This window comes from Halopiger xanaduensis SH-6 (genome assembly GCF_000217715.1).
Classification (GTDB): domain Archaea; phylum Halobacteriota; class Halobacteria; order Halobacteriales; family Natrialbaceae; genus Halopiger; species Halopiger xanaduensis.
The window spans coordinates 2,921,043-2,945,708 of the sequence record NC_015666.1 but is presented as its reverse complement, the minus strand read 5'-3'; the positions used below and the strand labels follow the sequence as shown (position 1 = coordinate 2,945,708).

The following is a 24,666-nucleotide window of genomic DNA, read 5'->3' as shown; positions in this document are numbered from 1 at the left end:
GCGGTCAGTCCTCGGCTTCGCGCGGCTCGTCCCGGAAGTAGTCCTCGAGTTCGAACGACTCGTCTTCGCCTTCGACGCCGGTCACGTCCAGCGCGGTCACCTCGGCGTCGGTGCCGACCAGCCCGGCCAGGCTCGGCTCCGTGCGGCCGTCGTCGCTGCTGATGAGTTCCTTGACGTAGAGGCCGCCCTCGCCGTGGAGTCGGACCTCGGCTTCGGTCGGTTCGAGCAGGTCGCCCTCGATGTCGAGGACCGTCCGCTCGCGGGTGAGACTCGCTCGACGGTGGTCGACGCGCTGGGGCGTGTCCTGCTGGACGGTCGTGCCGGCGAGTTCCTGGAGTGCGGCGTCGAAGGTATCCTCGTCGACCGGCTCGGCGAATTCGACGTCCGCCCGATAGTGCTTGCTCGCGTCGTGTTCCTTGACGCGCTCGACCATCTCGTAGGTCGCGAGCCGCAGGCCCTCCACCTCGACGCTGCCGTCGGCGGCCGCGTTGATCTCGCGCTCGAGTTCGGCGGGGTCCGGATCGCGCGTTTTCGGTCGCTTCACCTCGAGGACGAACGGCCGGCCCTCGTCGAGCATTCGGGCGTCGACGTCCTCGCGGCCGGCGCCGTGGAAGGTGCCCTCCTCGCCGTCCATGGCTTCGACGACGTGCGGGCGGACGACCTGTTCGACGCTGGTGTCGTACATATAGCCGGAGCCGCCGCAGTAGTCGCAGGGTTCCTCGCCGGTCTCGCCCAGTTGGACGCCGCTGCCGCCGCACTCCCGGCAGGGCCACTCCGTCTGGGGGATGTCGCGCTCGAGCTTGCGGTAGCGGCCGTAGACGAACGCCGGGTTGATCTGGACGTCGACCGCGTGGCTCGTGACGCTCTCGTCGGCCTCGAGATCGAGGGGGTCGAACGCCTCGAGGTCGATGACCGCGAGCACGTCGGGGCGGTCGAAGTCGACCTCGGCGCCGGTCTTCGCGCCGACCCGGCGGCCGACCTCGCGGTTCAGTTCGCGCTTGAGCGACTCGCCGACGTCGGGCTCGAGGCCGGCGTCCTCCCGCAGCAGGCGCTCGTTCTCCTCGGCCAGCGGCGGGACTCGCGTCCCGACCTGGTAGGTCTCGAAGTCGACGCCCTCGAGGGCCGCGACGATCGTGTCGGCGACGGCGTCGAAGGTGGCGCAGTAGCCCTCGCAGACCCAGCAGTCGGCGGGATCGGTGGGCTCGAAGTCGTCGTCGTCCTCGAGGGCGACGGTCGTTCGCAGCGCCCGGCCGCGCTCGCCGTTGGTCAGGCCGAAGCTCCGGTCGGCGAAGGGGCGGCCGAGACAGGAGTCGCAGATGGGGCCCGTCGCGAGCAAGGCGCGGGCGTCGTCCGTGATCATACCCGGAAACTCGGGCGTCGCGGGTAACACGTTTTCCCTTCGTCGGTCAGTGGGACGCTGGGGTCGGCGGTCAGGGCGGGGCGGCGGGACGGCAGGGATCGGGACGCCGGACCGACGCTCGAGAACACCGCGGCGCCGGCGACCGCCGGGAACCAGCCGGGGCGTTCAAATGGGTGGGCTCCTAGCCGTCGGCTATGGATACCGATCGCTGCTCTCGGCGGCGCGTCCTCGCTGCTGCCGGCGCCGGCCTCCTCGGCGCCGTCGCCGGCTGTTCGGAGCCCAGCGGGACCGCGTCGATCGAGGGCGGCTCGACACACGATATCGATCGCGACAACGTCGCGGACGGCTCGACGTACACCGACGTCTACGAGTCGATCATCGACTCCGTGACGCAGGTCCGGGTCTTCGGCGTCGAGGATCCGATCACGCAGGCGGAAGGGCGCGGCCAGGGCTCGGGCTTTCTCTACGACGAGAACCACGTGATCACCAACGAGCACGTCGTCGCCGGCGGCGAGGCGGCCGACCTGCAGTACATCAACGGCGACTGGACCGGCACCCGGCTCGTCGGCACCGACTACTTCAGCGACCTCGCCGTCCTCGAGGTCGACCACGTTCCCGACGTTGCGACGCCGCTCTCGCTCGCCGACGCCCGGCCCGCGGTCGGCCAGCAGGTGCTCGCGATCGGCAACCCCTACGGCCTCGAGGGGTCGATGTCCCAGGGGATCGTCAGCGGCGTCGAGCGGACGCTCGACTCGGGCCGGGAGTTCTCGTTCCCGGACGTCGTCCAGACCGACGCCGCGCTCAACCCGGGCAACAGCGGCGGCCCGCTGGTCGATCTCGACGGGAACGTCGTCGGCGTCGTCAACGCCGGCGTCAACGGCGCGGACAACATCGGCTTCGCGATCTCGGCGCAGTTGGCCGATCGGGTCGTCCCCGCGCTCATCGACGACGGGGAGTACGACCACTCGTACATGGGCATCGGACTGCGCTCGGTCGACCGCCTCGTTGCCGAGGAGAACCGCCTCGAGGAAGCGACCGGCATCATCGTCAGCCGAGTCGTCGACGGCGGGCCGGCCGACGGCGTCCTCGAAGAGGCCGACCGGACCGTCCGCCGACGGGGCGAACCGATCCCGGTCGGCGGCGACGTCATCTTCGAGATGGACGGCCAGCCGATCCCCGACCGACACGCGCTCTCTCGATTCCTCGCGCTCGAGACGAGTCCGGGCCAGACGATCGAGTTGAGGCTGTGGCGTAACGGCGCCGAGACGCGGGAGTCGCTGACGCTCGGAACGCGGACCCCGCCGGAGTAAGGGTAACGGAGCGTCGTTTCGGCTCGCGTCGAACCGCCACGACCGGACCGGCGACTGGTCGCCGCGACTCGCTCGGCGGCAGAACCGGTTCAAACCGAATATCGGTCGGCTCGAGGCGCCGTATCGACCCGTACCGACTGTAGGGAGTCGCTTCCGTCGCGTCCGAGCCGTAATTCGTTCGTACAGGTTAGCACTGATTAACTTCTTTTTCAGCCGGTGAAAGCGATCGAATCGAATCGAGAAACTGCGCTACTGCGGCCGTTCGATCCGGTAACGACTCGATAACTATGGGGGTGCGACGACGACGGACGGATGGCGAACCCGACCGTCGCCTGTCCCCCCATGAGCTCCGATATCGATACCGACTCCCGATCGTCTCCGACCGCGTCGTCGTCGATCGCCCTCGAGTGCGTCGTCATCGAGAACGACGACGCCCCCAACGAGTGTGCGGTCTATCCGCGAGACGCGGACAGAGACGAACTGATGACGACCTGGATCACCGCCCACGACGACGCGTTCGTCGAACTCGAGTCGATGCGCTGAGTCCATGCCCACGCACCTCGGCAGCGTCGTCAGCGCGCTGGGCTTCTGGGTCGGGGCCCTCTTCCCGATCGCGTACCTCCCCGTCTTCGTAGCCGGGATCGACTCGCCGGGCCGGCTCTCGCTGTTCCTCGGTCTCGTCACGATCAACGTGCTCGCCCTGGTGGTCGGGCACGACTATCCGGCTTCGCGGGCGAACGAGCAGCGCGGTTGAACGCGGGTTCGGCTCGAACCGCGAACGCCTGCTCGCGTTCCGCACCGCTCGCTCGAGTTCGGTCGATCGCCGCGAAAAATCGGCGTCCGGACTCTCCCGCTTAGGACGGCGTCCACACCTGCGCCCGCGGCGTTCCGCACTCGGCGCAGACGACCGCATCCTTGTCCTTGTAGACGTCGCGCTCGAGTTCGCCGCCGCAGGACGGACACGAGCGCCCCTCGAGAATCGCGAGTACGGCCCCGCCGTCCTGCTGTTCCGCCGTCGACTGTGATTTCGCCATACCAGTATCGCCGCCCGGATCGGGGGAAACGGTTCGCCATGGCTGTGCAAGACGGCTACGTGTCCCGAGTCGAAGCACCTATCTTCCGCACCCGTAAATCACCGGTGAATGTGGCCCTGGGGACACCTCGCCGTCGCGTACCTGTGCTACACCGCCTACGCGCACCGCCAGTTCGATCGCCCGCCGCTCGCCCTGCCGGCGCTCGCTCTCGCCGTCGGCTCGCAGTTCCCCGACCTCATCGATAAGCCGTTCGCGTGGAACTTCGACGTGCTCCCCGGCGGCCGGACGCTCACCCACTCGCTGCTGTTCGGCGCCGCCCTCTCGGCGCTCGTCCTCGTCGCCGCGGACCGGTTCGGGCGCCGCGACGTCGGCGTCGGCTTCCTGGTCGGGCACTACTCGCACCTCGTCGCGGACGTCCCGCCGAGCGTGCTGCGCGGCGACCTCTCGGGCACCGAGTACTTCCTCTGGCCGGTGCTCGAGCCGCCGGCCGAGGAGCCCGTCGCCGGCTTGCTGGACGCGATCCTCCACTACTACGATCTGGGTCCCTACGAGATCGTCCAGTTCGGCCTGTTCGCGATCGGCGCCCTCGTCTGGTACCGGGACGGAATGCCCGGTCTCGCGTACGTGCTGGGGCTGCCCCGGCGCGCGCTTCGGGCGGCGACGTCCTGAGTGAGGCGGGCTCGAGGCGCTCGAGTCGAAATCGGACGCTCGAGGCAATAGATTCGGTACGAAGTCGACCGCAAACCGTGGCGGCTATCCCGCCGGTCGCCCTCCCTCCGATATGCGCCAGTTCGTACTCCTCGGTCACGAGGTACCGACCGAGCCTGACTTCTCGCTGGACGACCTCGCGAGCGGAGCCGGCCGGCTCGACGCCCTCTGCCGGTCGATCACCGCCTCCTTTGTCACCTCCCACGGCATCCGCGAGGACGTTCGCACCCACCTGATCGCGCGGGACGAACTCACGATCACCTTCGACGGGAGCGAGCTCCGCCGGCTCAACCCCGACGAGCGAAGCACCGCCGCGCTCGTCCGGAAGGCCCTCGAGCACCGCGACGAGGCCATCGGCGCGCTGCCCGCCGAACCCAGCCCCGGCATCGAGGTCTACCGCCGCGGGTTCGAGGCGACGCTCGAGGAGATCGCCGACGACGGGCCGATCGTCCAGTTGCACGAGGACGGTGATGCGGTGACGGACGTGGACGCAGCGGCGCTCGCGGACGGTATTTTCGTGCTCTCCGATCATCGGGACTTTACTGATGAGGAGGAAGGGCTGCTCGAGGACGCAGTTGACCAGCGGCTTCGACTGGGACCGGAACTGCTGCACGCGGATCAGGCGATCACGATCGCACACCACTATCTGGACACGGAGGGGTACGAGCGATTTTAGGGTGCAGGCGGACTCGTGTGAGAGTGATCGAATCGCACGCCTGCGGCCCGACGATGCGCTTTCGGAAGCGTTAAACGATCGGACGCGCACTATCCGAGTGCGGGCCGGTGGGGTAGCTTGGTATCCTTCGGCCTTCGGGTGGCCGTAACCGCAGTTCGAATCTGCGCCGGCCCACTTTTCCCGCATCGCAATATCATGAGCGACGCGTGGTTCATTAGCGCTACAGAAGATCCATATTTGATTGATATTTTTATCAATAGGACCTATACAATCACAGAAGCAGTTAGATAAGACCTTATGAAGGTTCGAATCCGCGATTATATTTTCCAGAAAGTCATTGATATCCCTCAATATATGGAAATTCGATCTGATTTTCTTTCTCTCTACAGGACTGCATATATGACACCTATTATCAAAGTGGCTTTTAGCGAGCTACCAATAACCGAACTTCAGGAGCGTGCCATCAATGAGGGAGAGAAATCTACTCGTTTTGATCCACACGAGAAAGTACTGCAACCAGTGGAAGTTGCTCGTCGACTTTATTGGCTGATTGGGGTTTTTCTTCTTATTTGCTGGGGAATTTCAACCGCGGCAGGATGGGCGATTTCGAATTGGGTCTCAACCGTAGTTTCTTGGCATTCAACTTCTCTACACATGATTCTAAGTGGGACTCCGGCTATTTTTGGAGGCATGGTTCTACTGTATCTCTACCTTCTTCAGAAAGACACCCAGTTCCTGAGGGAATTTAATAGAGAAATTCGAATTGGCCATGGGCAGATCATATCATCAAGAACAGATCGTTCCCAATTAGTTTCGTACTATATCTGGAATAGAGGCCTTCGAAATCCTAAAAAGATCGTTGTTCTCTGCTTCTTAGCTGTGCTTAGATCTATCTCACCACGTCTCTATAAGTTTGTAATGGCGTCTGTAGAGAGGTATCTTCCTTTCTTTTTTAAGCAAGATCGTGGCTTTTGGGCGACCTTGGGAGAGATCTTTGCCCTCGAGCGGTTTTTCCGCAGATAGTGCGTTACTTTGCCGAAAGACGATTTCTATTCTACACTAACTTTATATCGATCTTGACTGATACGTGGTCTCATGACAAAGATCGCGTTCATCGGCGCCGGCAGCATGGTCTTCGCGAAGAACCTCGTGGGCGACATCCTCTCGTTCGAAGCGTTGAGCGACAGCACCATCTCGCTGATGGACATCGACGAGCACCGCCTCGAGCAGACCGTCGAAATCGCTGAAGCGATGGTCGACAACGGCCGCGTCGACGCGACGATCGAGGCCACGACGGATCGACGCGAAGCGCTCGAGGGGGCCGATTACGTCCTCAACATGATCAACGTCGGCGGCACCGAGCCGTTCGAAAACGAGATCCGCATCCCCGAGCGGTACGGCGTCGAGCAGGCGATCGGCGACACGCTCGGCCCCGGCGGCATCTTCCGCGGCCTACGGACGATCCCGACGCTGCTCGAAATCGCTGCGGACATGGAAGAACTGTGCCCCGACGCGCTCCTGTTGAACTACACGAACCCGATGGCGATCGTCTGCTGGGCGCTGTACGAGGCCACCGATATCGAGACCGTCGGCCTCTGTCACAGCGTTCCCCACACCGCCGAGGCGATCGCCGAGTACGTCGACGTCCCGCAGGAAGAACTCGAGTACTGGGTCGCCGGCATCAACCACATGGCCTGGTTCCTCGAGTGTGAGTGGCGAGGGCAGGACGTCTACCCAATGCTCGAGGACGCGATGGAGGACGACGAAATCTACGAGAAGGACACCGTCCGGTTCGAACTCCTGAAGCACTTCGGCGCGTTCGTCACCGAATCGAGCCAACACAACTCGGAGTATCACCCCTACTTCCGCACCGATCCGGACCTCATCGAGGAACTCACCGGGACCAGCTACGCCGAGCGGATGCCGACCGCGACCTACCTCGAGGGCTGGAAGGCCCGTTCCGCGGAGCGCGACGACGCGCTGGCGGACGTCGATCCCGGCGAGGTCGAAATCGAGCGCTCCGAGGAGTACGCCTCGCGGCTGATCCACTCGATCGAGACCGACACGCCGCGGCGGCTCAACCTCAACGTCCCCAACGGACCCGGACACATCCAGAATCTCGAGAACGACGCCTGCGTCGAAGTCCCGTGTCTGGTCGACGGCACCGGTGTCCACCCCTGTTCCGTGGGCAAGCTTCCGCCCCAACTGGCCGCGCTCAACCGAACCAACGTCAACGTCCAGCGGTTAGCTGTCAAGGGCGCACTCAAGGGCGACCGCGAGGCCGTCCACCAGGCGGTCAAACTCGATCCGCTCACCGCGGCGGAACTGTCGCTCGACGAGATCCACGAGCTGACCGCGGAACTGCTCGCGGCGAACGAGGCGTACCTGCCCGAGTTGAACTGAACGCTCGAGCGGTGAATGGGGCGGCTTCCGGCAGTTCGCGGCGACTCGAGCGCGCGACGCCGGTCGACGCGCGGCCTACGCACCGTCGAACCGCAGGCATGAGACGGTATCACTATATATCGAGGTGCAGGATGGACGCGTATGTCGACTGACTCCAACGGCAATTCGGACGACCGAATCGTCGACTACGAACTGTTCGAGGTGCCGCCCCGCTGGCTGTTCCTGAAGGTGACGACCGCCGACGGCACCGTCGGCTGGGGCGAACCGGTCGTCGAGGGCCGCGCGAAGACCGTCCGGGCCGCCGTCGAGGAGCTGATGGAGAACTACCTGCTCGGGAAGGACCCCTCGAGAATCGAGCACCACTGGCAGCGGCTCTACCGCGGCGGCTTCTACCGCGGCGGGCCCGTCCTCATGAGCGCCATCGCCGGCATCGATCAGGCCCTGTGGGACATCAAGGGCAAGCAGTACGGCCTGCCGGTCTACGAACTGCTGGGCGGCGCGGCCTGCGACCGCATCCGCGTCTACCAGTGGATCGGCGGCGACCGACCCGCCGACGTCGGCGAGGCGGCCGCCGAGAAGGTCGACGCCGGCTTCACCGCGCTGAAGATGAACGCCACCCCCGAACTGCGCCGGATCGACAACCCCGCAGCCGTCGAGGCGGCCCAGGAGCGCCTCGCCGAAGTCCGAGACGCCGTCGGCGACGAGGTCGACATCGGCGTCGACTTCCACGGCCGCGTCTCGAAGTCGATGGCCAAGCGACTCGTGGAGGCGCTCGAGCCCTACGAGCCGTTCTTCGTCGAGGAACCCGTTCTGCCGGAGCACAACGACGCGCTCCCCGAAATCGCCCAGCACACGACGATCCCGATCGCCACGGGGGAGCGGATGTTCTCCCGGTGGGATTTCAAGTCGCTGTTCGAGCAGGGCGTCGTCGACCTGATCCAGCCGGACCTATCGCACGCCGGCGGGATCACCGAGGTCAAGAAGATCGCGAGCATGGCCGAGGCCTACGACGTCGCCATCGCGCCCCACTGCCCGCTCGGGCCGATCGCGCTGGCCTCCTGTATCCAGGTCGACGCCTGCACGCCGAACACGCTGATTCAGGAGCAGAGCCTCGACATCCACTACAACGAGACCAGCGACGTGCTCGACTACCTCGCCGATCCCTCGGTCTTCGAGTACGAGGACGGCTACGTGGACCTGCCCGACGATCCGGGGCTTGGCATCGAGGTCGACGAGGACGTCGTCCGCGAGCGCGCCGAACAGGAGGTCAACTGGCACAATCCGGTCTGGGAACACGACGACGGCAGCGTCGCCGAGTGGTAGCGGGAGGACGTCCTGACGCCTCGAGCGGACGTCTCGTTTCTACTTTCGGTTCGAATCGATCGGAACCCTCGCCAAATCCGACGGTACCGTGAACACCTATATGCGAGAGTTCGAAACGAACGAGCAATGTCATCGCTGCTGACGTTCGGCGAAACGATGCTGCGGCTCTCGCCGACCCCCGGCAACCGCCTCGAGACGGCCCGACAACTGGACTTTCGCACCGCCGGCGCCGAGAGTAACGTCGCTATCGCGGCGTCGAACCTCGGCCTCGAGGCGACGTGGGCCTCCAAACTTCCCGACTCGCCGCTGGGCAGACGGGTCACCCGAGAGGTGCGGAGCCACGGCGTCGAGACGAACGTCGCCTGGACCGACGAGGGCCGGCAGGGCGCCTATTTCATCGAGCAGGGCGGCGAACCGCGGGGCACGAACGTCATCTACGACCGCGCGGACGCGGCGGTCCGAACCGCGACGCCGGACGAATTGACCGACGGGATCGACCTCGAGACCGTCGACGCCCTCTACACGAGCGGGATTACCCCCGCGCTCTCGGACCGCCTCGAGGCGACGACCGCGACCCTCCTCGAGCGCGCGCAGGAGGCCGGCGCGACGACCGTCTTCGACCTCAACTACCGCTCGAAGCTGTGGTCGCCCGCCGAAGCGCGGGCCTGCTGTGAGGAGCTCCTCGAGTCCGTCGACATTCCCGTCGTCGCGGCTCGAGACGCCCGATCCGTCCTCGACCTGTCGGGCAGCGACGAGGAGATCGCCCGCGAAATCGCGACGACCTACGACGCGGACGTCGTCGTCGTGACGCAGGGCGCGGAGGGCGCGCTCGCGCTCGAGGGCGACGGTACCGTCCACGACCAGCCGGCGTTCCCCGCCGAGACGACCGATCCGATCGGCACCGGCGACGCCTTCGTCGGCGGCTTCCTCGCGAGCTACCTCGCAGGCGAGGATCGCGACGTGGCCGGGGCGCTCGAGTACGGCTCGGCCACCGCAGCCCTAAAGCGCACGATCAACGGCGACCTCGCCGTGCTCACGCCCGCCGAAGTCGAGGGCGTGATCGACGACGCGGACGGTGGGATCGATCGGTAACGCCGAAACGAAGCAAAAAGCAGTTTTCGAGCCGCGCAGCGCTACTGCGAGCGCGCCGCTTCGACGGCCTCGACGAACTCGGCCGCGTGCTCGCGGACCTGGTCCATGTCGCCGGCCTCGATCGCGTCGTAGTCGACGATCGCGCTGCCGGCGCCGACGGCGATCGCACCCGCGTCGAAGAAGTCGTCGACGTTGTCGGGCGAGACGCCGCCGGTCGGCATGACGTCGACGTCGCCGAGCGGCCCCTGCAGCGCGCCGATGTGGCCCGGCCCGACGGTCGTCGCGGGGAACATCTTCAGCATGTCCGCGCCGGCTTCCATCGCCGTGACGGCCTCGGTCGGCGTCATGACGCCCGGAATCGAGACGACGCCCTGCCGGTTGCAGAGCTCGATCATCTCCGGGTTGCAGTCGGGCGCGAGGACGAACTCCGCGCCGGCGTCGATGACCGACTGGGCCGTCGGCGCGTCCAGTACCGTCCCGGCGCCGACGACGGCGTCCGTGTCGGCCAGTTCGCGGTCGATCGCGGCGATCTTCTCGCTCGCGCGCTTCCCGTCGGCGGTCACCTCGAGCGCCGTGACGCCGGCCTCGTGGATAGCCGTCGCTACGTCGGTGATCTGGTCCTCGTCGATGCCCCGCAGTACCGCGACGACACCGCTGTCAACGATCCGTTCTCTGACGGCGTTTGCCTCGGCCATGGCGGGAGTTGGCGTATCACCGCCTTTATGGCTTCGGAACGGGCGAGACGGGAGCCGGCAACGGCGATCAAGCGACGCCCCTCACCGCTTACTGGGTGATGATCTGATCCGGCCGAATACGCAGAATGACCCGTTCGGTTTCGATCGGGTTCGGATAGTCGTCTTCCCCCATGTACCGCTGGGCGAGTTCGTCGATGTGCTCGCGGGCGCCCTCGGTCGTGATCTCGTCGACCTCGCCGATGATCGAGAGGTGTTGGTACGGGTTGTCCGGATCGACCATGCTGAGGCCGACGCCGGGGTTTGCCTGCACGTTGCGCACCTTCTGTCGACCGCGCTCGGTGTTGACGAGTATCCGGTTATCGTCGGCGTCGTAGTCGATCCAGACGGGCGTGACGTGCGGGAGCCCCTTCTCGGTCAGGGTCGCGACGTGCGCGAACGTTTCCTTCTCGAACAGGTCGCGGAACTCCTCGGGAATGTCGGCCATGGTGCGACGAGAGGTTTTCCCGCGCCGCACTTCTGTCTAGGGCCTACACTCGGTGGGTCTCGGCGGGTGTTAGGAGCCCCGCCGGTTAGAGATCCTGCAGCCGAATCCCGTCCTGCACCAGCCGCGCGTTTCGCTCGCGCTCGAGGTGCTCGGCGAGTTCCTCGTGGTCGTACAGTTGGGCGACCACGTCCGCGTACAGCGTCCGCCACGTGAGCGCGTAGATCGGCGACTGGCCCCACGCGCGCAGTTCGGGCACCAGTTCGTCGTACGTCTCGTAGCGCTCCTCGAAGCGGTCGATCGCCTCGAGGACGCGCCCGGCCGCCTCGCGGTCGTCGTCGGCCTCCTCGATCGCCCGGTTGAGCTTCTCCTCCCAACTCGCGACGGCCTGCTGCATGTCCGCCGCGGCGGCCTCGTCGTCGTCCGGCAGTCGCTCGAGCAGCGGTTGCGGAACGCCGAGTGAAACGTCTTCCATGCGAGAGGGTAGCGCGGCCAGGGAAAAGAAACCCGAGGTCGCGGACGGCGGCGCAGGGATGCCTACTGCGGCGTGACCGTCGTCGACTCGTCGTCCGTGCGATCAGCGCTGTCCCGGTCGACGTCGGTATCGACGTTGCCGTCCGACGTCTCGAACCGATCGAGCCGTGAGGAGAGCGCGGCAGCCTGCTCCGCGAGGTCGCCGACGCTCTCGGAGACCTGCGTCAGCGAGGCCGTCTGCTCCTCGGCCGCCGCCGAGACGCTCTCGGCCTCGCTGGCGGACTCCTCGCTGCTGCTGGCGACGTCGTCGACCGCGGTGACGACCTGCGCCGTGGAATCGGCCTGATCCTCGGTCGCCGCGGAGATCTCCTGGACGCCCTCGTTCGTCTCCTCGGCGTACTCGGCGATCTCCTCGAGCGATTCGACGGCCGGCCTGACGGTCTCGGTGCCCTGCTGGACTCGCTCGCTCGTCTCCTCGACGACGTTGACGGACTGGTCGGTCCGCTCGCGGATCGTCTCGATGCGGTCCTCGATTTCGGCCGCCGCCTCCTTGGCGTCAGCCGAGAGGCTCTTGACTTCGTTCGCGACGACGGCGAACCCGTCGCCGTCACCGCCGGCGTCGGCCGCCTCGATCGAGGCGTTCAGCGCCAGCAGGCTCGTCTGGTCGGCGATCTCCGCGATCGCGTCGACGAGTTCGTCGACCTGTTCGACCTCCGCCTCGAGCGAGCGGATCGTCTCGACGGCGTACTCGGCGTCGCTCTCGACGGCGGTCATCTCGTCGATCGCCCGCTCCGCGGCCTCGCTCCCGCGCCGGCTCTCCTCGACCGTCCGCTCGGCGACGGTCGCCACGTCGGTCGCCGTCGACGCGATCTCCTCGGTGCTCGCCGAGAGGTCCGACATCTCCGACTCGATCGTCTGGAGTCGGACGCTCTGGGTCTCGGCGACCTCCGAAATCTGCTGGACCGACTCCGCGACCTGCTCGCTGGCGGTCCGGACCTGCTCGCTCGAGGCCGTGACCTCCTCGCTCTGGGCCGCGACGTCGACGGCGAACTGCTTGACCTCCTCGACCGCGCGCTCGATCTCGGCGAGCATGGCGTTGAACTCCTCGCCGATCGCGCGCATCTGCTCGTTGTCGGTGTCGACGGTCGCGCGGACGGACAGGTCGCCGTCCGCGGCGGCCCGCATCGTCTCGCCGTACCGGTCGGCCGTCCGCTCGAGTTCTTCGGTCACCTCGGCGATCCGCTCGCGCTCGGCTTCGGCGTCGGCCTTCGCTTCCTCGGCATCGGCCTGCGCGCGTTCGGCCTCAGCCTGTGCGGTCTCGGCCTCCTCTTTTGCCTCTCTGGCCTCAGTGATCTGCGCGGTGAGCGTCGTCCGCATCTCGTCGAACGCCCGGTAGAGGCGGCCGACTTCGTCGATCCGGTCGGTCTCGAGGTCGACGTCGAGATCGCCCTCCTCCATCCGTTCGGCGCGGTTCCGCAGGTCCTGCAGCGGCGTCACCGTCTGGCGCGCGAGGACGAGCCCGCCCAGCAGCAGGGCGACCAGTCCCGTCCCGATGATCGCCAGCAGGCTCTTGCCGACGGCGCTGCTCGCGGCGAACGCCTGCTCGGTCGGAACGGTCGTGACCGCGACCCAGTCGTTGTCCGCCGTCGCCGCGTAGGCGGTGACGAGGTCGCCGTCCCGCTCGAACCGCGTGCCGTCGCGGACGGTGCCGAGTTGCTCGACGATCTCGGCGTCCGCATCGCCCTCGAGCTCGCTGCTCGCGAGGACGGTTCGGCCCTCGGTGTCGACGATCATCGTCTCCTGGTCCTCGTGGAGCTGTCGCAGGCCGTCGACGCGGTACTCGATCGTCCCGACGACGACCGCGATCCGCGCCTCGTCGCCCTCGACGGGGCTGGCGAACGAGATCACCTGATCGTCGAGCGTCCCGTCCCGGTACGCGGTGTCGGACTGCCAGACGTCGTTCGCCGCGGTCAGGTCGACCCCGGGCTCGATCTCGGTCCAGGGTTCGTCGACGCTGCCGAGCGATTGGCCCCGGAGTTCCCCGTTCGTGCTGGTCAACACCCGATCATTGTTCGTGTCGACGACGTGGATCGCGCGGACGTCGACCGGGAGCGCAGCCTGGGACTGAATTACGTGCGCTTCGGTCGTTTCCGCATCGGTGCCGGCCAACTCGGGTGCCGAGGAGAGCGACCGCGTGTGCGACTCCATCGAGATCGTCCACTCGTTGATCGAGTCGGCGTGCATGTCGACCGTCGACGTCAGCTGCTGTTCGGCGTCGCGCTCGACGGTCCGTTCGGCGTCGACGTAGCCGGCCGCGCCGACGGCCGAGAGGACCACGATGATCGCGACGATCGAGATGACGAACTTCGCGCGGTAGCTCCCTCGAACCACCGACGGCACGAGCGGCCGGGCGCGCCGCTCGAGCCTCGAGACGAACCGCTCGATCGCTCCGGGAGCGCCGCGGGCGGCATCGGCCGCTGCAGCGTCGGCGTCACCGTCCGCGTCGGGGCCGACGTCGGGCGTTCCGCGATCGTCGCTCATTGGGCCACCCCCTCGGGCGTCCGCTCGTCGATTACCTCGATCCCGTCGCTCCCGAAGGTGAAGTACTCGTACTCGACCGAGCCGCCGTCGCCGTTCTCGTCGAACTCGATCTCGCCGGCGGCGCCGCGGTAGCGAACCGGCTCGCCGGCCGCCGCGCGTTCGATCCCCGCGGCGAGATCGCCCGGGAGAACATCCTCGCCCTCGCCGGACGTGACCTCGCGCATCCGCCCCGCGATGGCGGCGCCGTCGTTGGCCCCCGCGGCGGCGTTCGCCAGCAGGATCGTCGCCGCAGCGTCGTAGCAGTTCGCCGCGAACAGCCCGGGATCGGCGTCGTACTCGTCGCGGTACAACGAAGCGAACGCGTCGCGGCCGGGGCCGTTCGACCGCGGCGCCGTGCCGTAGGCGTCGTCCATCGACCCGCCGACGCCCTCGAGGACCGCCTCGTCCTGTAGCCCGTCGCTCACGAACAGGATCTCGTCACCGGCGTGCTCGGCGTAGTACTCCTCGAGCAGCGGAATCCCGCTCTCGGGGTAACAGATCAGGAACAGAATGTCGGGATCGTCGGACAGCGCCTCGGACAGCGGCTCCGCGTACGACTCGCCGGGCGTGAACGACACCTGGTGCTGGATCTCGCCGTCGAACGACGCCGAGAACGCGCCGGAGAGCTGTCGGCCGTAGTCGCCCGCGGCGTACAGCGTCGCCGCCGAGTCGGCGTCGTGTTCGATGACCGCGAGCCGCGCCGCGATGACGGCCTGCAGCGAGTCGTCCGGCGCCGTGCGGAACGAGTACCCGCGATCGTTCAGGATCGACATCGTCGGCGTCGTGCTCGCCGGCGAACAGGAGACCACTTCGGACGGAATCGTCGCCTGCTGGGTCATCTGCAGCGTCACGTCCGACCCCGCCGCGCCGACGATAGCCGGATACGACTCGTCGGCCAGTTCGGCCGCCGCGTCGACCGCGGCCGTCGGCGACGTCTCCGAGTCGGCGACCGTGTGGTCGACCTCGACCTCGAGGTCGGCCGCCTCGAGTTCGGCCGCCGGGAGCGCCGCGCCGTTCGTCAGCGCCCCGCCAAACGACTCGAGTTCGCCGGACAGCGGCAGCACGGCGCCGTAGCGAAGCGTCCGGTCGGACAGCGCCGGCCGATCGCTGCTGGCGTCGTCCGTGCTACACCCGGCGACTACCGTCGTCGCGCCGCCGGCGAGCGCCGCGAGGTACTGCCGCCGCGATGCCTCGTCTCTCATCGTCTCCCCCGTGGAATAGTCGCACTGATCGTACTCCTCGTCCAGACCATGGTCAACCGTCTGCAGTTGCGATTTTCAACGTTTTGGCCATTTGGGCGAATAGTTACCCAGCCTCGTGGCCAAAATACGAAATATGTTGTCCGAATGTACTGATTATATAATGAATATCCACGAGTAGCGTTACCACAGAGCTTGCGAACCGGTCGATTCCCGACGTCTCAAGAGGACCGCGAACGAGCCAAATCCGACGGTACCGACCGCCAGTCGGTCGAACTGAGCTCGTTCGCCCGATCAAATTCGATGCGGGCCGGTGAGAAGAGGAAGGCGATTCCATATCGCACTATAAGATTTATCTTGTCGCCGGTGGCGGAGCACCAGTACAGCGTCAGACCAGCGATTCAGGCTGGTAAGCGGCCGTAAGTGCTCGAGACGATCGCTTGTCGCACTGCAAGCGATCCGACTCGAGATCGACCGAGCTGTTTCGAACGCAGGCCGGCGAGAGACGCGGAGAAGCGAACCGACCAGTGACCCGCGTGACCGGGACTGCTCGATTCGGACTCGGCCAGCAGACTCCATATCGCGAGCGCGCTCGAGAGTAGCTGTCCGGTTCGAGTTACGATCGAGTGGAACCGTGGTATCGGCTCGATCCCCGCGATGGGCACGTCCGTACCGCTGGTCGGACCACAGTGAGCGACCGCCGGACGGTGGACCAACTCGAGCGGCGCACGACGGATGACATCGAGTCCAAGTCTGTGGGAGATCCAGCCAATTCGGGGACGAAGCACTGCTCGGCGTCACAATCCGGCGCGGGACGGTTCGCTCGAGTACTCGGTCCGACAGTCGATTGGTCACGAGCGACTGCAGCGGAACGGTCGCGAGCGAAATCGCCACTCGCGCACGAACACGGATTAACCGCCGACAGAGAGGGGATTGCGTCTGTTTGATGCAGCATTCGAACGCGGCGAGTATCCGTCGATAAACCGTATGTCGAGATATAGAATCGCCCTGCACTGTATTGGGCGTCGTAATGTGAGACCGCCGAGAGAGTGCCGTTACTGCCGAATCAGCCGGCAGCGCGAACCGTACCAGTCCTGATCGAGCGACGTGATAGTCGGTCAAAGGACAGTCCGGACAGCCTGAAACAATCCCGAGGTGATGTCTTGAGCATTACATTTATACTCGACAGCGGACTTGTGAGTAGCAATCGATTCATGGCAACCTCCGATCCCTCACCAGGCCACCTTCGGTCACGCGTCCGGCAACAGGAGGTCGTCGCCGAACTCGGGCAGCAGGCCCTCGAGACGGGCGACGTCGACCGGTTGCTCCGCGACGCGGTCGACGGCGTTCGAACGCAACTCGAGGCCGCCCACTGCGGCGTTTTCGAGGTGGCAGACGCGGAGACGCTGCGGCTGCGATCGGAAAGCGGGCGGGAGACGCTCGCGGTCGGAGCGACGGCGCCGGCCGAGCCGGACTCGCTGCTGGGCCGAGCGCTGGTCGACGAGGACCCGATCGTCGAACACGCGCCGGGCGAGGCGGAGATCGGGGTGGTAGCCTGTCCCGAAAGCGATATCGAAACCGGGCTCGCCGTCGCCGTCGGCTCGCGCGAGGATCCGTGGGGCGTGCTCGGCGTCTATACGACCGAACGTCGCGACTTCGCGACCGACACCCGTGAGTTCGTGAAAAGCGTCGCCGCCGTGCTCGCGTCGGCGATCGAAAACGCGCGGACCGAACGGCAGCTCCGCGAGGAAGCCGCGCTGAACGATCGCATCGTCGAGACCAGCCCCGTCGGCATCGTCGTCACCGACGTGGACGGAACCGTTCGGTTCGCCAACGAGCGTGCCGAAGCGATCACGGGCCGGGACCGGAGCGAACTCGTCGACCGCCCGCTCGCCGCGGAGTGGGACCCCGTCGACGACGCCGGCGAACCGATGTCGCACTGCCAGTTGCCCGTTTCACGCGTGCTCGAGACCGGCGAGCCGGTCTGGGACGTCGAGTTCGGAATCCGAACGCCGGGCGGGGATCGGGTCTGGGTCGCGGCGAACGCCGCGCCGATGACCGCCGGCGACGAGTACACCGGCGTGGTCACGACGTTCGAGGACGTCACGGACGAACGCCGCCACCGCCGCGAGAGCCGGCGCATCTACCGGGCGCTCGAGACCGCGAGCGAGGGGATCAGCCTGCTCGACGAGGACGACCGCTTCACGTACGTCAATCAGGCCTACGCCGAGATGTACGGCTACGAGCCCGAGGAGATGATCGGCGAGCACTGGGGGATACTGTACCCCGAGGGCGCTGCCGAGGACGCCAACGCGGAGATCGAGGCCGAACTGGCAGAAACGGGGACGTGGTCGGGCGAAACGATCGGCCTGCGACGCGACGGGACGGAGTTCGTCGAGGACCACTACCTCGCACGGGTGGGCGACGGCGGCCTGGTGTGCGTCGTCCAGGACGTTACCGACGAGCGCCGGATCGAGGCCGAACTGCGCGACGAGCGGGCGCTGAAGGAACAGATCGTCGAGACCAGCCCCGTCGGAATCACCGTCATCGACACCGACGGCGACCTGCGCTTCGCGAACGACCGCGCGGCGGAGATTCTGGAGTGCGACCGCGAGGCGATCGCCGGGCTCTCGAGCGACGATTCCGACTGGGAGGTCCGAGACGCCGACGGACGGCTGCTGTCGGCGGCGGAGCGGCCCTTCGATCGGGTCATTTCCTCGGGCGAGGCACTGTTCGACGTCGAGTTGCGCCTCCGCCACCCCGACGCCCGGGAACGGTGGCTCTCGATCAACGGCGCGCCGCTGCGAGCCGACGAGACCGCGGACGTCATTCCCGATCTGCAGTCGAACGCGGAGACGGACACAGCAGCGGACGAGGACGCCGACGAGGTAACCGGCGGCATCTTCACCATCGAGGACGTCACCGAGCAGAAACGCCTCGAGAACGAACTCGAGGCGACGTTCAGCCGGATATCGGACGCGTTCATCGGGCTCGATTCGAACTGGACGATCACCTACGCCAACGACCGCGCGGAGACGCTGATCGACGCGGCCGGCGAGGGGATCGTCGGGCGCGACCTCTCGGCAGCGTTCCCGACGGCCGACGGGTCGGAATTCGAGACGGAACTGCGGGGGGCGATGGACCGACAGGAACCGACGTCGATCGAGGAGTACGTCCCCGCCCTCGAGACCTGGTTCGAGATCCACGTCTACCCCTCGCCGACGGGGCTGTCGGTCTACTTCCGGGACGTGACCGAACGCAAGGAGATGGAGCGGGAGCGCCGGGCGACCAACCGGACGCTCCAGCGGCTGTACGCGATCACCGCCGATCGCGACCGCTCCTTCGACGAGAAGGTCGACGAACTCCTCGCGCTGGGCCGGGAGCGACTGGGGCTCGAGACCGGCTTCCTCGCCGCTATCGATCCCGAAAACGAGCGGTTCGAAGTGACCCACGCCGACGGCGACGATCCGCGGCTGCAGCCGGGCTCGACGTCGTCGCTCGTGGAGACGTACTGCCGGACGACGATCGAGTCGGACGGGCTGCTCGCCTTTACCGACCAGCCGACCGAGCACGTCGACGAGCGGGCATACGAGACGTGGGAACTCGACTGCTACCTCGGCGGGCAGATCACCGTCGACGGCGACCGCTACGGGACGCTCTGTTTCGTCGACGACGAGCCCCGCTCGAGGCCGTTTACGCAGACCGAGAAGTCCTTCGTCGAACTCGTGACTCAGTGGGTCAGCTACGAGCTCGAGCGCCGCCGCCACCAGCGCGACCTCGAGGAGTCCGAACGCAGGTACCGGACGCTCGTCGAGCAGTTCCCGAACGGGCTCGTCGCGCTGTTCGACGAGGACCTGCGGTACACGCTCGGCGGGGGACAGGCGCTCGAGGAGATCGACCTCTCGGTCGAGGAGTTCGTCGGGCAGACGGTCACGGAACGGTACGAAGGGGAGACCCTCGAGCAGTTCGAGTCGAACTTTCGGGCCGCGCTGGCCGGCGAACAGCGCTCGTTCGAGTTCGAGTTGCACAGCAGGGAGTGGCTCGCGTACGCGGTGCCGGTCGAGGACAGTCGCGGGGAGGTCTTCGCCGGCATGCTGATGGTGCAGGATATCACCGAGCGGGTCGAGACCGAGCGCCAACTGCGCGAGCGCGAGCGGCGCCTCGAGCAGTTCAAGCGCTACACCGACGACGTGCTGGACGCGATCGACGACGTGTTCTACGTCATCGACGAGAACGGCGACTTCCAGCGCTGGAACGAGAGCCTGCGCGCGCTGACGGGGCTGTCCGACGACGAACTCGAGGGGATCAACGCGCTCGAGTTCTTCGAGGGAGAGACCGAGGAGACGGTCGCGGCGGCGATCGACGAGGTCTTCGAGACGGGCAGTGCGCGCCTCGAGGCCGAGGTCGAACCCGACCCCGATCCCGGCGGCGAGACGGTTCCCTACGAGTTCGTCGCGAGCGCGCTCGAGGACCCCTCGGGCGAACCCGTCCTGACCGGGATCGGGCGGGACATCAGCGAACGGCGGGAACACGAGCGCCGGCTCGAGGCCCTCGTCGACGATCTCGAGGAGTCGAACGAGCGACTCGAGCAGTTCGCCTACGCGGCGAGCCACGATCTGCAGGAGCCCCTGCGGATGGTCTCGAGCTACCTTACGCTGCTCGAGCGGCGGTACGAGGACGATCTCGACGACGACGCTCACGAGTTTATCGAGTTCGCGGTCGACGGGGCCGACCGGATGCAGGAGATGATCGACGGGCTGTTGCAGTACTCGCGGGTCGACACGCAGGGGCAGTCGTTCCAGCCGGTCGACGTCGACGAGGTGGTCGCGGACGTGTGCACGGACCTCGAGATGCGGATCGAGGAAACCGGCGCCGAAATCGACGTCGGCGACCTCCCGGAGGTCCGCGGGGATCCCGGACAGTTGCGACAGCTGTTCCAGAACCTGATCGATAACGCGATCACCTACTCGGGCGAGGAGACACCACGTATATCCGTATTCGCGGAGAAGAGAGAAGCAACGTGGGTTATTTCAGTTTGCGACCAGGGGATCGGGATCGATCCGGACGACGTCGACCGGATCTTCCGCGTGTTCGATCGGTTGCACAGCGTCGAGGAGTACGACGGCACGGGCATCGGGCTCGCGCTCTGCCAGCGGATCGCCGAGCGCCACGACGGGACGATTCGCGTCGATTCGGAACCCGGCGAGGGATCGACGTTCTCGGTACACCTGCCGACGCGAACCGAGCGGGAGGACGACGATGAGTGAATCTCGACACAATCAACCGGAACCGGCGCAGATACTGCTCGTCGAGGACAACCCCGGCGACGTCCGCCTGACCGAGGAGGCGTTCAAACAGGGCCGGATCGAGAACGACCTCCACGTCGTCTCCGACGGAACCGAAGCGCTCGAGTTTCTCAAACAGCGCGGCGAGTTCGTCGACGCACCGCGGCCGGATCTCATACTGTTGGACCTCAACCTGCCGCGAACCGACGGTGAAGAGGTCCTCGAGGAGCTCAAGAACGACCCGGAACTGCGCTCGATCCCGGTGATCGTCCTGACGAGTTCGCGGGCCAACGAGGACATCGCGCGCTCGTACGAACTGCACGCGAACGCCTACCTGACGAAGCCGGTCGATCCGGACGAGTTCATCGAGACCGTCCGCGCGTTCGAGAAGTTCTGGTTCTCCGTCGTGCGGCTGCCCCCGGAGGTCGAATCATGAGCGAAAGCGACGGGTTCACGTCCGCGAACGCGGACGACGAGGCCGAAACCGACACCGACACCGACGGCCCCGGCGACGCGACGACTGCCGAACGAGACGCGAACTCGGCCGACGCCGACGAAACGCTTCGCATCCTCCTGATCGAGGACAACCCCGGCGACGCGCGCCTGATCGAGGAGATGCTCAAGGACACCGAGGAGCTCGCCCAGCGGGTCAGCCCCGACGAGGCGGCGGGCCGAACGCCCGAGATCACCCGCGAGACGCGCCTCGAGGACGGCCTCGAGACGCTCGAGTCCGAGCCGACCGACGTGGTGTTGCTCGACCTGAACCTGCCCGACAGCGCCGGCCTCGAGACGCTCGAGGCGGTCCACGAGGAGAGCGAGACGACGCCGATCGTCGTCCTGACCGGCGTTAGCGACCAGCAGGTCGGCGTCGAGGCGATCCAGCGGGGTGCGCAGGACTTCCTCGTCAAGGACGAGGTGACGAGCGAACTGCTCGTCCGGACGATCCACCACGCGATCGAACGGGCCCGCCAGGAGTCCGAACGCCGGCGCCAGCGCGAGCAACTCGAGGCGCTGAACCGGCTCAACCGGATCGGCCACGACATCACCCACGCGGTGATCACGACCGAGACGCGGGCCGAACTCGAGCAGCGCGTCTGCGATCGGCTCGTCGAGTCCGACGCCTACCGGTTCGCCTGGATCGGCGGCGTCAACCCGGGCAGCGACGAGATCGTCCCGAAGGCGGCCGCCGGCGTCGAAGACGGGTACCTCGAAACGGTCGAGATCAGCGTCAACGAAGACGATCCGTCCGGCAAGGGGCCGGCGGGGAGGGCGATCCGCACCGGCGAGGTCAAGATCACGGACGACATTCAGACGGACGCCGAGTTCGAGCCGTGGCGCGAAGCGGCGAGAGAGCGGGGGTACCGCTCGTCCGCCGCGATCCCGGTCGTCCACGAGGATCTCGTCTACGGCGTCCTGAACGTCTACGCCGAATCGCCGCGGGCGTTTACGGCGCCGGAACAGGAGATTCTCTCGCGGATCGGCGACATCATCGCCCACGCGATCACGGCGATCGAGCGGCGCGACGCCCTGGTCAGCGACGCCGTCGTCGAACTCGAGTTCCGGGTCGAGGAGATGGCCGAGGAACTCGTCGCGCTCTCGGCGACCGAGTCCTGTACGATCGAGATCGAACAGCTCGTCCAGGGCGACGAGACGCTGCTGGTCTACGGTTCCGCGACCGGCGTCTCCCAGGACGAGTTCGAGGAGAGCGTCGTCGAAACGGAGGGAATCGACGAACTGCGGATCCTCGCGGCCAGGCGCGACGAGTTCGAGTTCGAACTCGTGGCGCCGACCGCCATCTCGCTGTTCGAGACGATCGCGACCCACGGCGGCCGCGTCGAGTCGGCGACGATCACCGACGGCGAGTTCCGCTTCGTCGTCGAACTCCCGCGCGGCCGCGACACGCGCCAGATGATCGAACTCATCAAGGACGAGCGGCCCGACGTCACCTACCTCGCCCAGCGCACCACCGAACGCAGCGAACCCAGCGGCGCGAGTTCCGCCTCGGTCCTCGAGGAGGATCTGACCGAAAAGCAGCGGGCGGCCCTCGAGACGGCCTACTTCGCGGGTTACTTCGACTGGCCCCGCGAGAGTACGGGCGAGGAGATCGCGGACCGGCTGGGGATCGCACCGGCGACCTTCAACCAGCACCTCCGGACCGCGGAGCGGAAGTTCTTCGATTCGGTGCTCGGCGAGTAAGGCGGGTTTCAGCCGTCGTTCTCGGACTTTTAGAGACCCACGCCCTCCGCGAGCAACTCGTGCGAGCGAACGACGTCCTCGTGGTCGGCGATCGTATTCTGCACGACCACGCTATCGACGCCGACCCGGTCGGTTAGCTGCTCGAGCAGCGCCGAAAGCGTCTCGGGGTTGCCCGAAATTGAGCGCGACCACTCGCCGTCCGGGAGCGGGTTCGGGGTCGGCTCCGGCACCCCGCCGAGTTCGTCGATCGCCGCTTCGACGGTCGGCGGCGAGCCGACTTCGCCGCGTCGCATCCGCTTGTAGGCCGCTTCGGCGGTCGCTCGCAGCCGAGCCGCCTCCTCGTCGGTCTCGGCGCAGGCGACGTTGATCGCGAGCATGCCCTCGGGGTCGTCCGGCCCAGCCCCGACGTCCGAGGACTCGAAGTGCTCGCGGTACGTCTCGAAGGCGCGCTCGGCGAGATTCGGTCTGATGAACGCGGCGAAACAGTACCGAAGCCCCAGTTTGCCAGCGATTTCGGCGCTCGAGGGGCTCGAGCCGAGGACCCACACCTCGGGGACGTCGTCGGCCGAGCGGGGGAGCGAGATGTCGGCGTAGGGGTGGTCTTCGGGGAAGCCGTCGTAGAGGTGGCTCACCGTCGCCTCGATCTTCTCGGCGTGGTCTTCGTCCGGATTCTGCTTGTGGCGATCGGTCCCCAGCGCCTGGTCGACCGCGGGGATGCCGGTGGCGCGACCGAGGCCGAGGTCGACCCGGCCCGGCGCCATCGCGTCGAGCGACGCGAACGTCTCGGCGACCTTGAACGGCTGGTAGTGGTTGAGCAGAACCGTCCCGGAGCCGATCCGGATCTCGTCGGTTTCGGCCGCGAGGTGGGCGATCAGCGTCTCTGGCGTCGTGCTCGCGATGTGGTCGGCCATGCCGTGGTGTTCGGCGACCCAGAAGCGCTCGTAGCCGAATTCCTCGGCGCTCCGGGCGAGATCGACCGTGTTCGCGTAGGCGTCAGTCGCGCTCCCGTCCTGCGGAATGGGTGCGAGATCGACGATAGAGAGGTCCATACCGTCCGTTCGGGATTCCGACCTGAATAATCCGTTCGTCGCGGCGTCGGTTGCCGTTGCTCGAGGCTGCTCGAGACGTATGAATAAAAGAAGTTCAGGCGCCGCGCGGTTCGGCTGCGGGCGGCGTCGATTCGTCGACGCGGCGGGCCGAGATCGCGACGATACCCATCGAGAGGCCGGTCATGAACAGACTGACGCCGACGAGGAGGCCGATCGCCCACGAGGCGGTGGCCGGGAAGCCGGCCCAGAGGAGGGCGGCGAGGACCAGCGAGACGACGCCGCTGGCGACGATCGAGGTGCGACCCGGCTGGCCGGCCATGCGCAGTCCCATCCACGTCTCGGCGATGCCGTCGGCCAGCAGGTAGCCGACCAGCACGAGCGTGAGGGTCACGAGACCGATGGCCGGGTTCACGAAGGCGACGAGGCCGGCGATGATCGCCACGACGGCGAGAGCGGCCTGCCAGGTCCTGCCGCGCCATCCGCGGGCGGTAACGGCGTGCGCGCCGTGGACGACGCCGCTCAGCACGAGGAGGGCGCCGAAGCCGATCGTCAGCGAGAGGCCGGTCGCGAGCGGAAACGCCATCGCGAGGAGACCGAGAAGGCCGACGACGGCACCCGCTATCGCGAGCGTGCGCCAGCCGTGTGCGAGGGAGTAGCCGTACGATTCGCCGTCAGTTGTAATCGAGTTCACTTGACTCACCAATAGTAGAGACGCCACCTGAGGAGATAAAACGAGTATACGGTTTGACAGTAGATCTCAGTTTCGGACCGGTCAGCGGGTGGGAGAGACCGTCTCGAGGG

Annotated in this window: 21 protein-coding genes and 1 tRNA gene; 13 read left to right on the top strand and 9 right to left on the bottom strand. The window is 66.7% G+C overall.

What is annotated here, in order from left to right; genetic code table 11:
• Positions 1-4: 4 nt before the first annotated feature.
• Entirely contained in the window at positions 5-1,360 is a 1,356-nt protein-coding gene (locus HALXA_RS14410; protein ID WP_013881114.1) for a tRNA pseudouridine(54/55) synthase Pus10, read from the bottom strand.
• A 194-nt stretch (positions 1,361-1,554) separates the two neighbouring features.
• Here HALXA_RS14410 and HALXA_RS14405 point away from each other — a divergent pair, with 194 nt between their 5' ends.
• The 3 genes from HALXA_RS14405 (at position 1,555) to HALXA_RS14395 (ending at position 3,424) form a co-directional block, all read left to right on the top strand.
• Positions 1,555-2,670, top strand: coding sequence for a S1C family serine protease (locus HALXA_RS14405; RefSeq protein WP_013881113.1), 1,116 nt, complete (start codon positions 1,555-1,557; stop codon positions 2,668-2,670).
• 342 nt (positions 2,671-3,012) lie between these two features.
• Complete coding sequence (locus tag HALXA_RS14400; protein ID WP_049895479.1) at positions 3,013-3,213, top strand: DUF7511 domain-containing protein; 201 nt, start codon at positions 3,013-3,015, stop codon at positions 3,211-3,213.
• A 4-nt stretch (positions 3,214-3,217) separates the two neighbouring features.
• Positions 3,218-3,424, top strand: a complete 207-nt coding sequence (locus HALXA_RS14395; protein ID WP_013881111.1) for a hypothetical protein — start codon at positions 3,218-3,220, stop codon at positions 3,422-3,424.
• 100 nt (positions 3,425-3,524) lie between these two features.
• Here the strand turns inward: HALXA_RS14395 and HALXA_RS14390 are convergent, their stop codons facing one another.
• Entirely contained in the window at positions 3,525-3,704 is a 180-nt protein-coding gene (locus HALXA_RS14390) for an HVO_A0556 family zinc finger protein (RefSeq protein WP_013881110.1), read from the bottom strand.
• A 108-nt stretch (positions 3,705-3,812) separates the two neighbouring features.
• Here HALXA_RS14390 and HALXA_RS14385 point away from each other — a divergent pair, with 108 nt between their 5' ends.
• The 7 genes from HALXA_RS14385 to kdgK1 all read left to right on the top strand — a co-directional run bounded on the left by HALXA_RS14385 (position 3,813) and on the right by kdgK1 (position 9,906).
• The gene (locus HALXA_RS14385; RefSeq protein WP_013881109.1) at positions 3,813-4,373 is read left to right on the top strand and encodes a metal-dependent hydrolase; all 561 of its coding nucleotides are present in this window, start codon (positions 3,813-3,815) and stop codon (positions 4,371-4,373) included.
• A 112-nt stretch (positions 4,374-4,485) separates the two neighbouring features.
• Entirely contained in the window at positions 4,486-5,088 is a 603-nt protein-coding gene (trmY, locus tag HALXA_RS14380) for a tRNA (pseudouridine(54)-N(1))-methyltransferase TrmY (protein WP_013881108.1), read from the top strand.
• A gap of 101 nt (positions 5,089-5,189) precedes the next feature.
• Positions 5,190-5,262: transfer RNA gene (locus tag HALXA_RS14375), tRNA-Pro, on the top strand.
• Positions 5,263-5,385: 123 nt separating this feature from the next.
• Complete coding sequence (locus tag HALXA_RS21715; RefSeq protein ID WP_013881107.1) at positions 5,386-6,111, top strand: hypothetical protein; 726 nt, start codon at positions 5,386-5,388, stop codon at positions 6,109-6,111.
• A 72-nt stretch (positions 6,112-6,183) separates the two neighbouring features.
• Positions 6,184-7,491 carry an alpha-glucosidase/alpha-galactosidase gene (melA, locus tag HALXA_RS14370; protein ID WP_013881106.1) on the top strand — a complete coding sequence of 436 codons (1,308 nt, stop codon included), beginning with the start codon at positions 6,184-6,186 and terminating at the stop codon, positions 7,489-7,491.
• Positions 7,492-7,632: 141 nt separating this feature from the next.
• Positions 7,633-8,814, top strand: coding sequence for a galactonate dehydratase (dgoD, locus tag HALXA_RS14365; RefSeq protein WP_013881105.1), 1,182 nt, complete (start codon positions 7,633-7,635; stop codon positions 8,812-8,814).
• A 126-nt stretch (positions 8,815-8,940) separates the two neighbouring features.
• A complete protein-coding gene (gene kdgK1, locus HALXA_RS14360) occupies positions 8,941-9,906 on the top strand; it encodes a bifunctional 2-dehydro-3-deoxygluconokinase/2-dehydro-3-deoxygalactonokinase (protein ID WP_013881104.1) in 966 nt (321 codons plus the stop codon).
• 41 nt (positions 9,907-9,947) lie between these two features.
• On the opposite strand, the gene HALXA_RS14355 is transcribed toward kdgK1, so the two are convergent.
• The 5 genes from HALXA_RS14355 to HALXA_RS14335 all read right to left on the bottom strand — a co-directional run bounded on the left by HALXA_RS14355 (position 9,948) and on the right by HALXA_RS14335 (position 15,338).
• Positions 9,948-10,601, bottom strand: a complete 654-nt coding sequence (locus tag HALXA_RS14355) for a bifunctional 4-hydroxy-2-oxoglutarate aldolase/2-dehydro-3-deoxy-phosphogluconate aldolase (RefSeq protein WP_013881103.1) — start codon at positions 10,599-10,601, stop codon at positions 9,948-9,950.
• Between the two features lie 88 nt (positions 10,602-10,689).
• Entirely contained in the window at positions 10,690-11,085 is a 396-nt protein-coding gene (locus tag HALXA_RS14350; RefSeq protein WP_013881102.1) for a PPOX class F420-dependent oxidoreductase, read from the bottom strand.
• Between the two features lie 85 nt (positions 11,086-11,170).
• The gene (locus HALXA_RS14345; protein ID WP_013881101.1) at positions 11,171-11,557 is read right to left on the bottom strand and encodes a hypothetical protein; all 387 of its coding nucleotides are present in this window, start codon (positions 11,555-11,557) and stop codon (positions 11,171-11,173) included.
• A 62-nt stretch (positions 11,558-11,619) separates the two neighbouring features.
• Positions 11,620-14,097 (bottom strand): methyl-accepting chemotaxis protein, encoded by a 2,478-nt coding sequence (locus tag HALXA_RS14340; RefSeq protein ID WP_013881100.1) that lies wholly within the window; start codon positions 14,095-14,097, stop codon positions 11,620-11,622.
• Complete coding sequence (locus HALXA_RS14335) at positions 14,094-15,338, bottom strand: ABC transporter substrate-binding protein (protein WP_013881099.1); 1,245 nt, start codon at positions 15,336-15,338, stop codon at positions 14,094-14,096. Before HALXA_RS14335 ends, HALXA_RS14340 begins: the two co-directional genes overlap by 4 nt.
• A gap of 1,211 nt (positions 15,339-16,549) precedes the next feature.
• Between HALXA_RS14335 and HALXA_RS22170 the strand changes: the two genes are divergently transcribed.
• The 3 genes from HALXA_RS22170 to HALXA_RS14320 are packed head-to-tail and all read left to right on the top strand — an operon-like array spanning position 16,550 to position 22,816.
• Complete coding sequence (locus HALXA_RS22170; protein WP_013881098.1) at positions 16,550-20,602, top strand: PAS domain-containing protein; 4,053 nt, start codon at positions 16,550-16,552, stop codon at positions 20,600-20,602.
• Entirely contained in the window at positions 20,595-21,056 is a 462-nt protein-coding gene (locus HALXA_RS14325; RefSeq protein ID WP_013881097.1) for a response regulator, read from the top strand. Before HALXA_RS22170 ends, HALXA_RS14325 begins: the two co-directional genes overlap by 8 nt.
• Positions 21,053-22,816, top strand: coding sequence for a bacterio-opsin activator domain-containing protein (locus HALXA_RS14320; RefSeq protein WP_013881096.1), 1,764 nt, complete (start codon positions 21,053-21,055; stop codon positions 22,814-22,816). The genes HALXA_RS14325 and HALXA_RS14320 overlap by 4 nt, the downstream gene beginning before the upstream one ends.
• A 29-nt stretch (positions 22,817-22,845) precedes the next feature.
• Here HALXA_RS14320 and HALXA_RS14315 read toward each other — a convergent pair whose 3' ends face one another.
• Both HALXA_RS14315 and HALXA_RS14310 read right to left on the bottom strand, forming a co-directional pair.
• Entirely contained in the window at positions 22,846-23,865 is a 1,020-nt protein-coding gene (locus HALXA_RS14315) for an LLM class flavin-dependent oxidoreductase (protein WP_013881095.1), read from the bottom strand.
• A 94-nt stretch (positions 23,866-23,959) separates the two neighbouring features.
• Positions 23,960-24,565, bottom strand: coding sequence for an HdeD family acid-resistance protein (locus HALXA_RS14310; RefSeq protein WP_013881094.1), 606 nt, complete (start codon positions 24,563-24,565; stop codon positions 23,960-23,962).
• Positions 24,566-24,666: the final 101 nt, after the last annotated feature.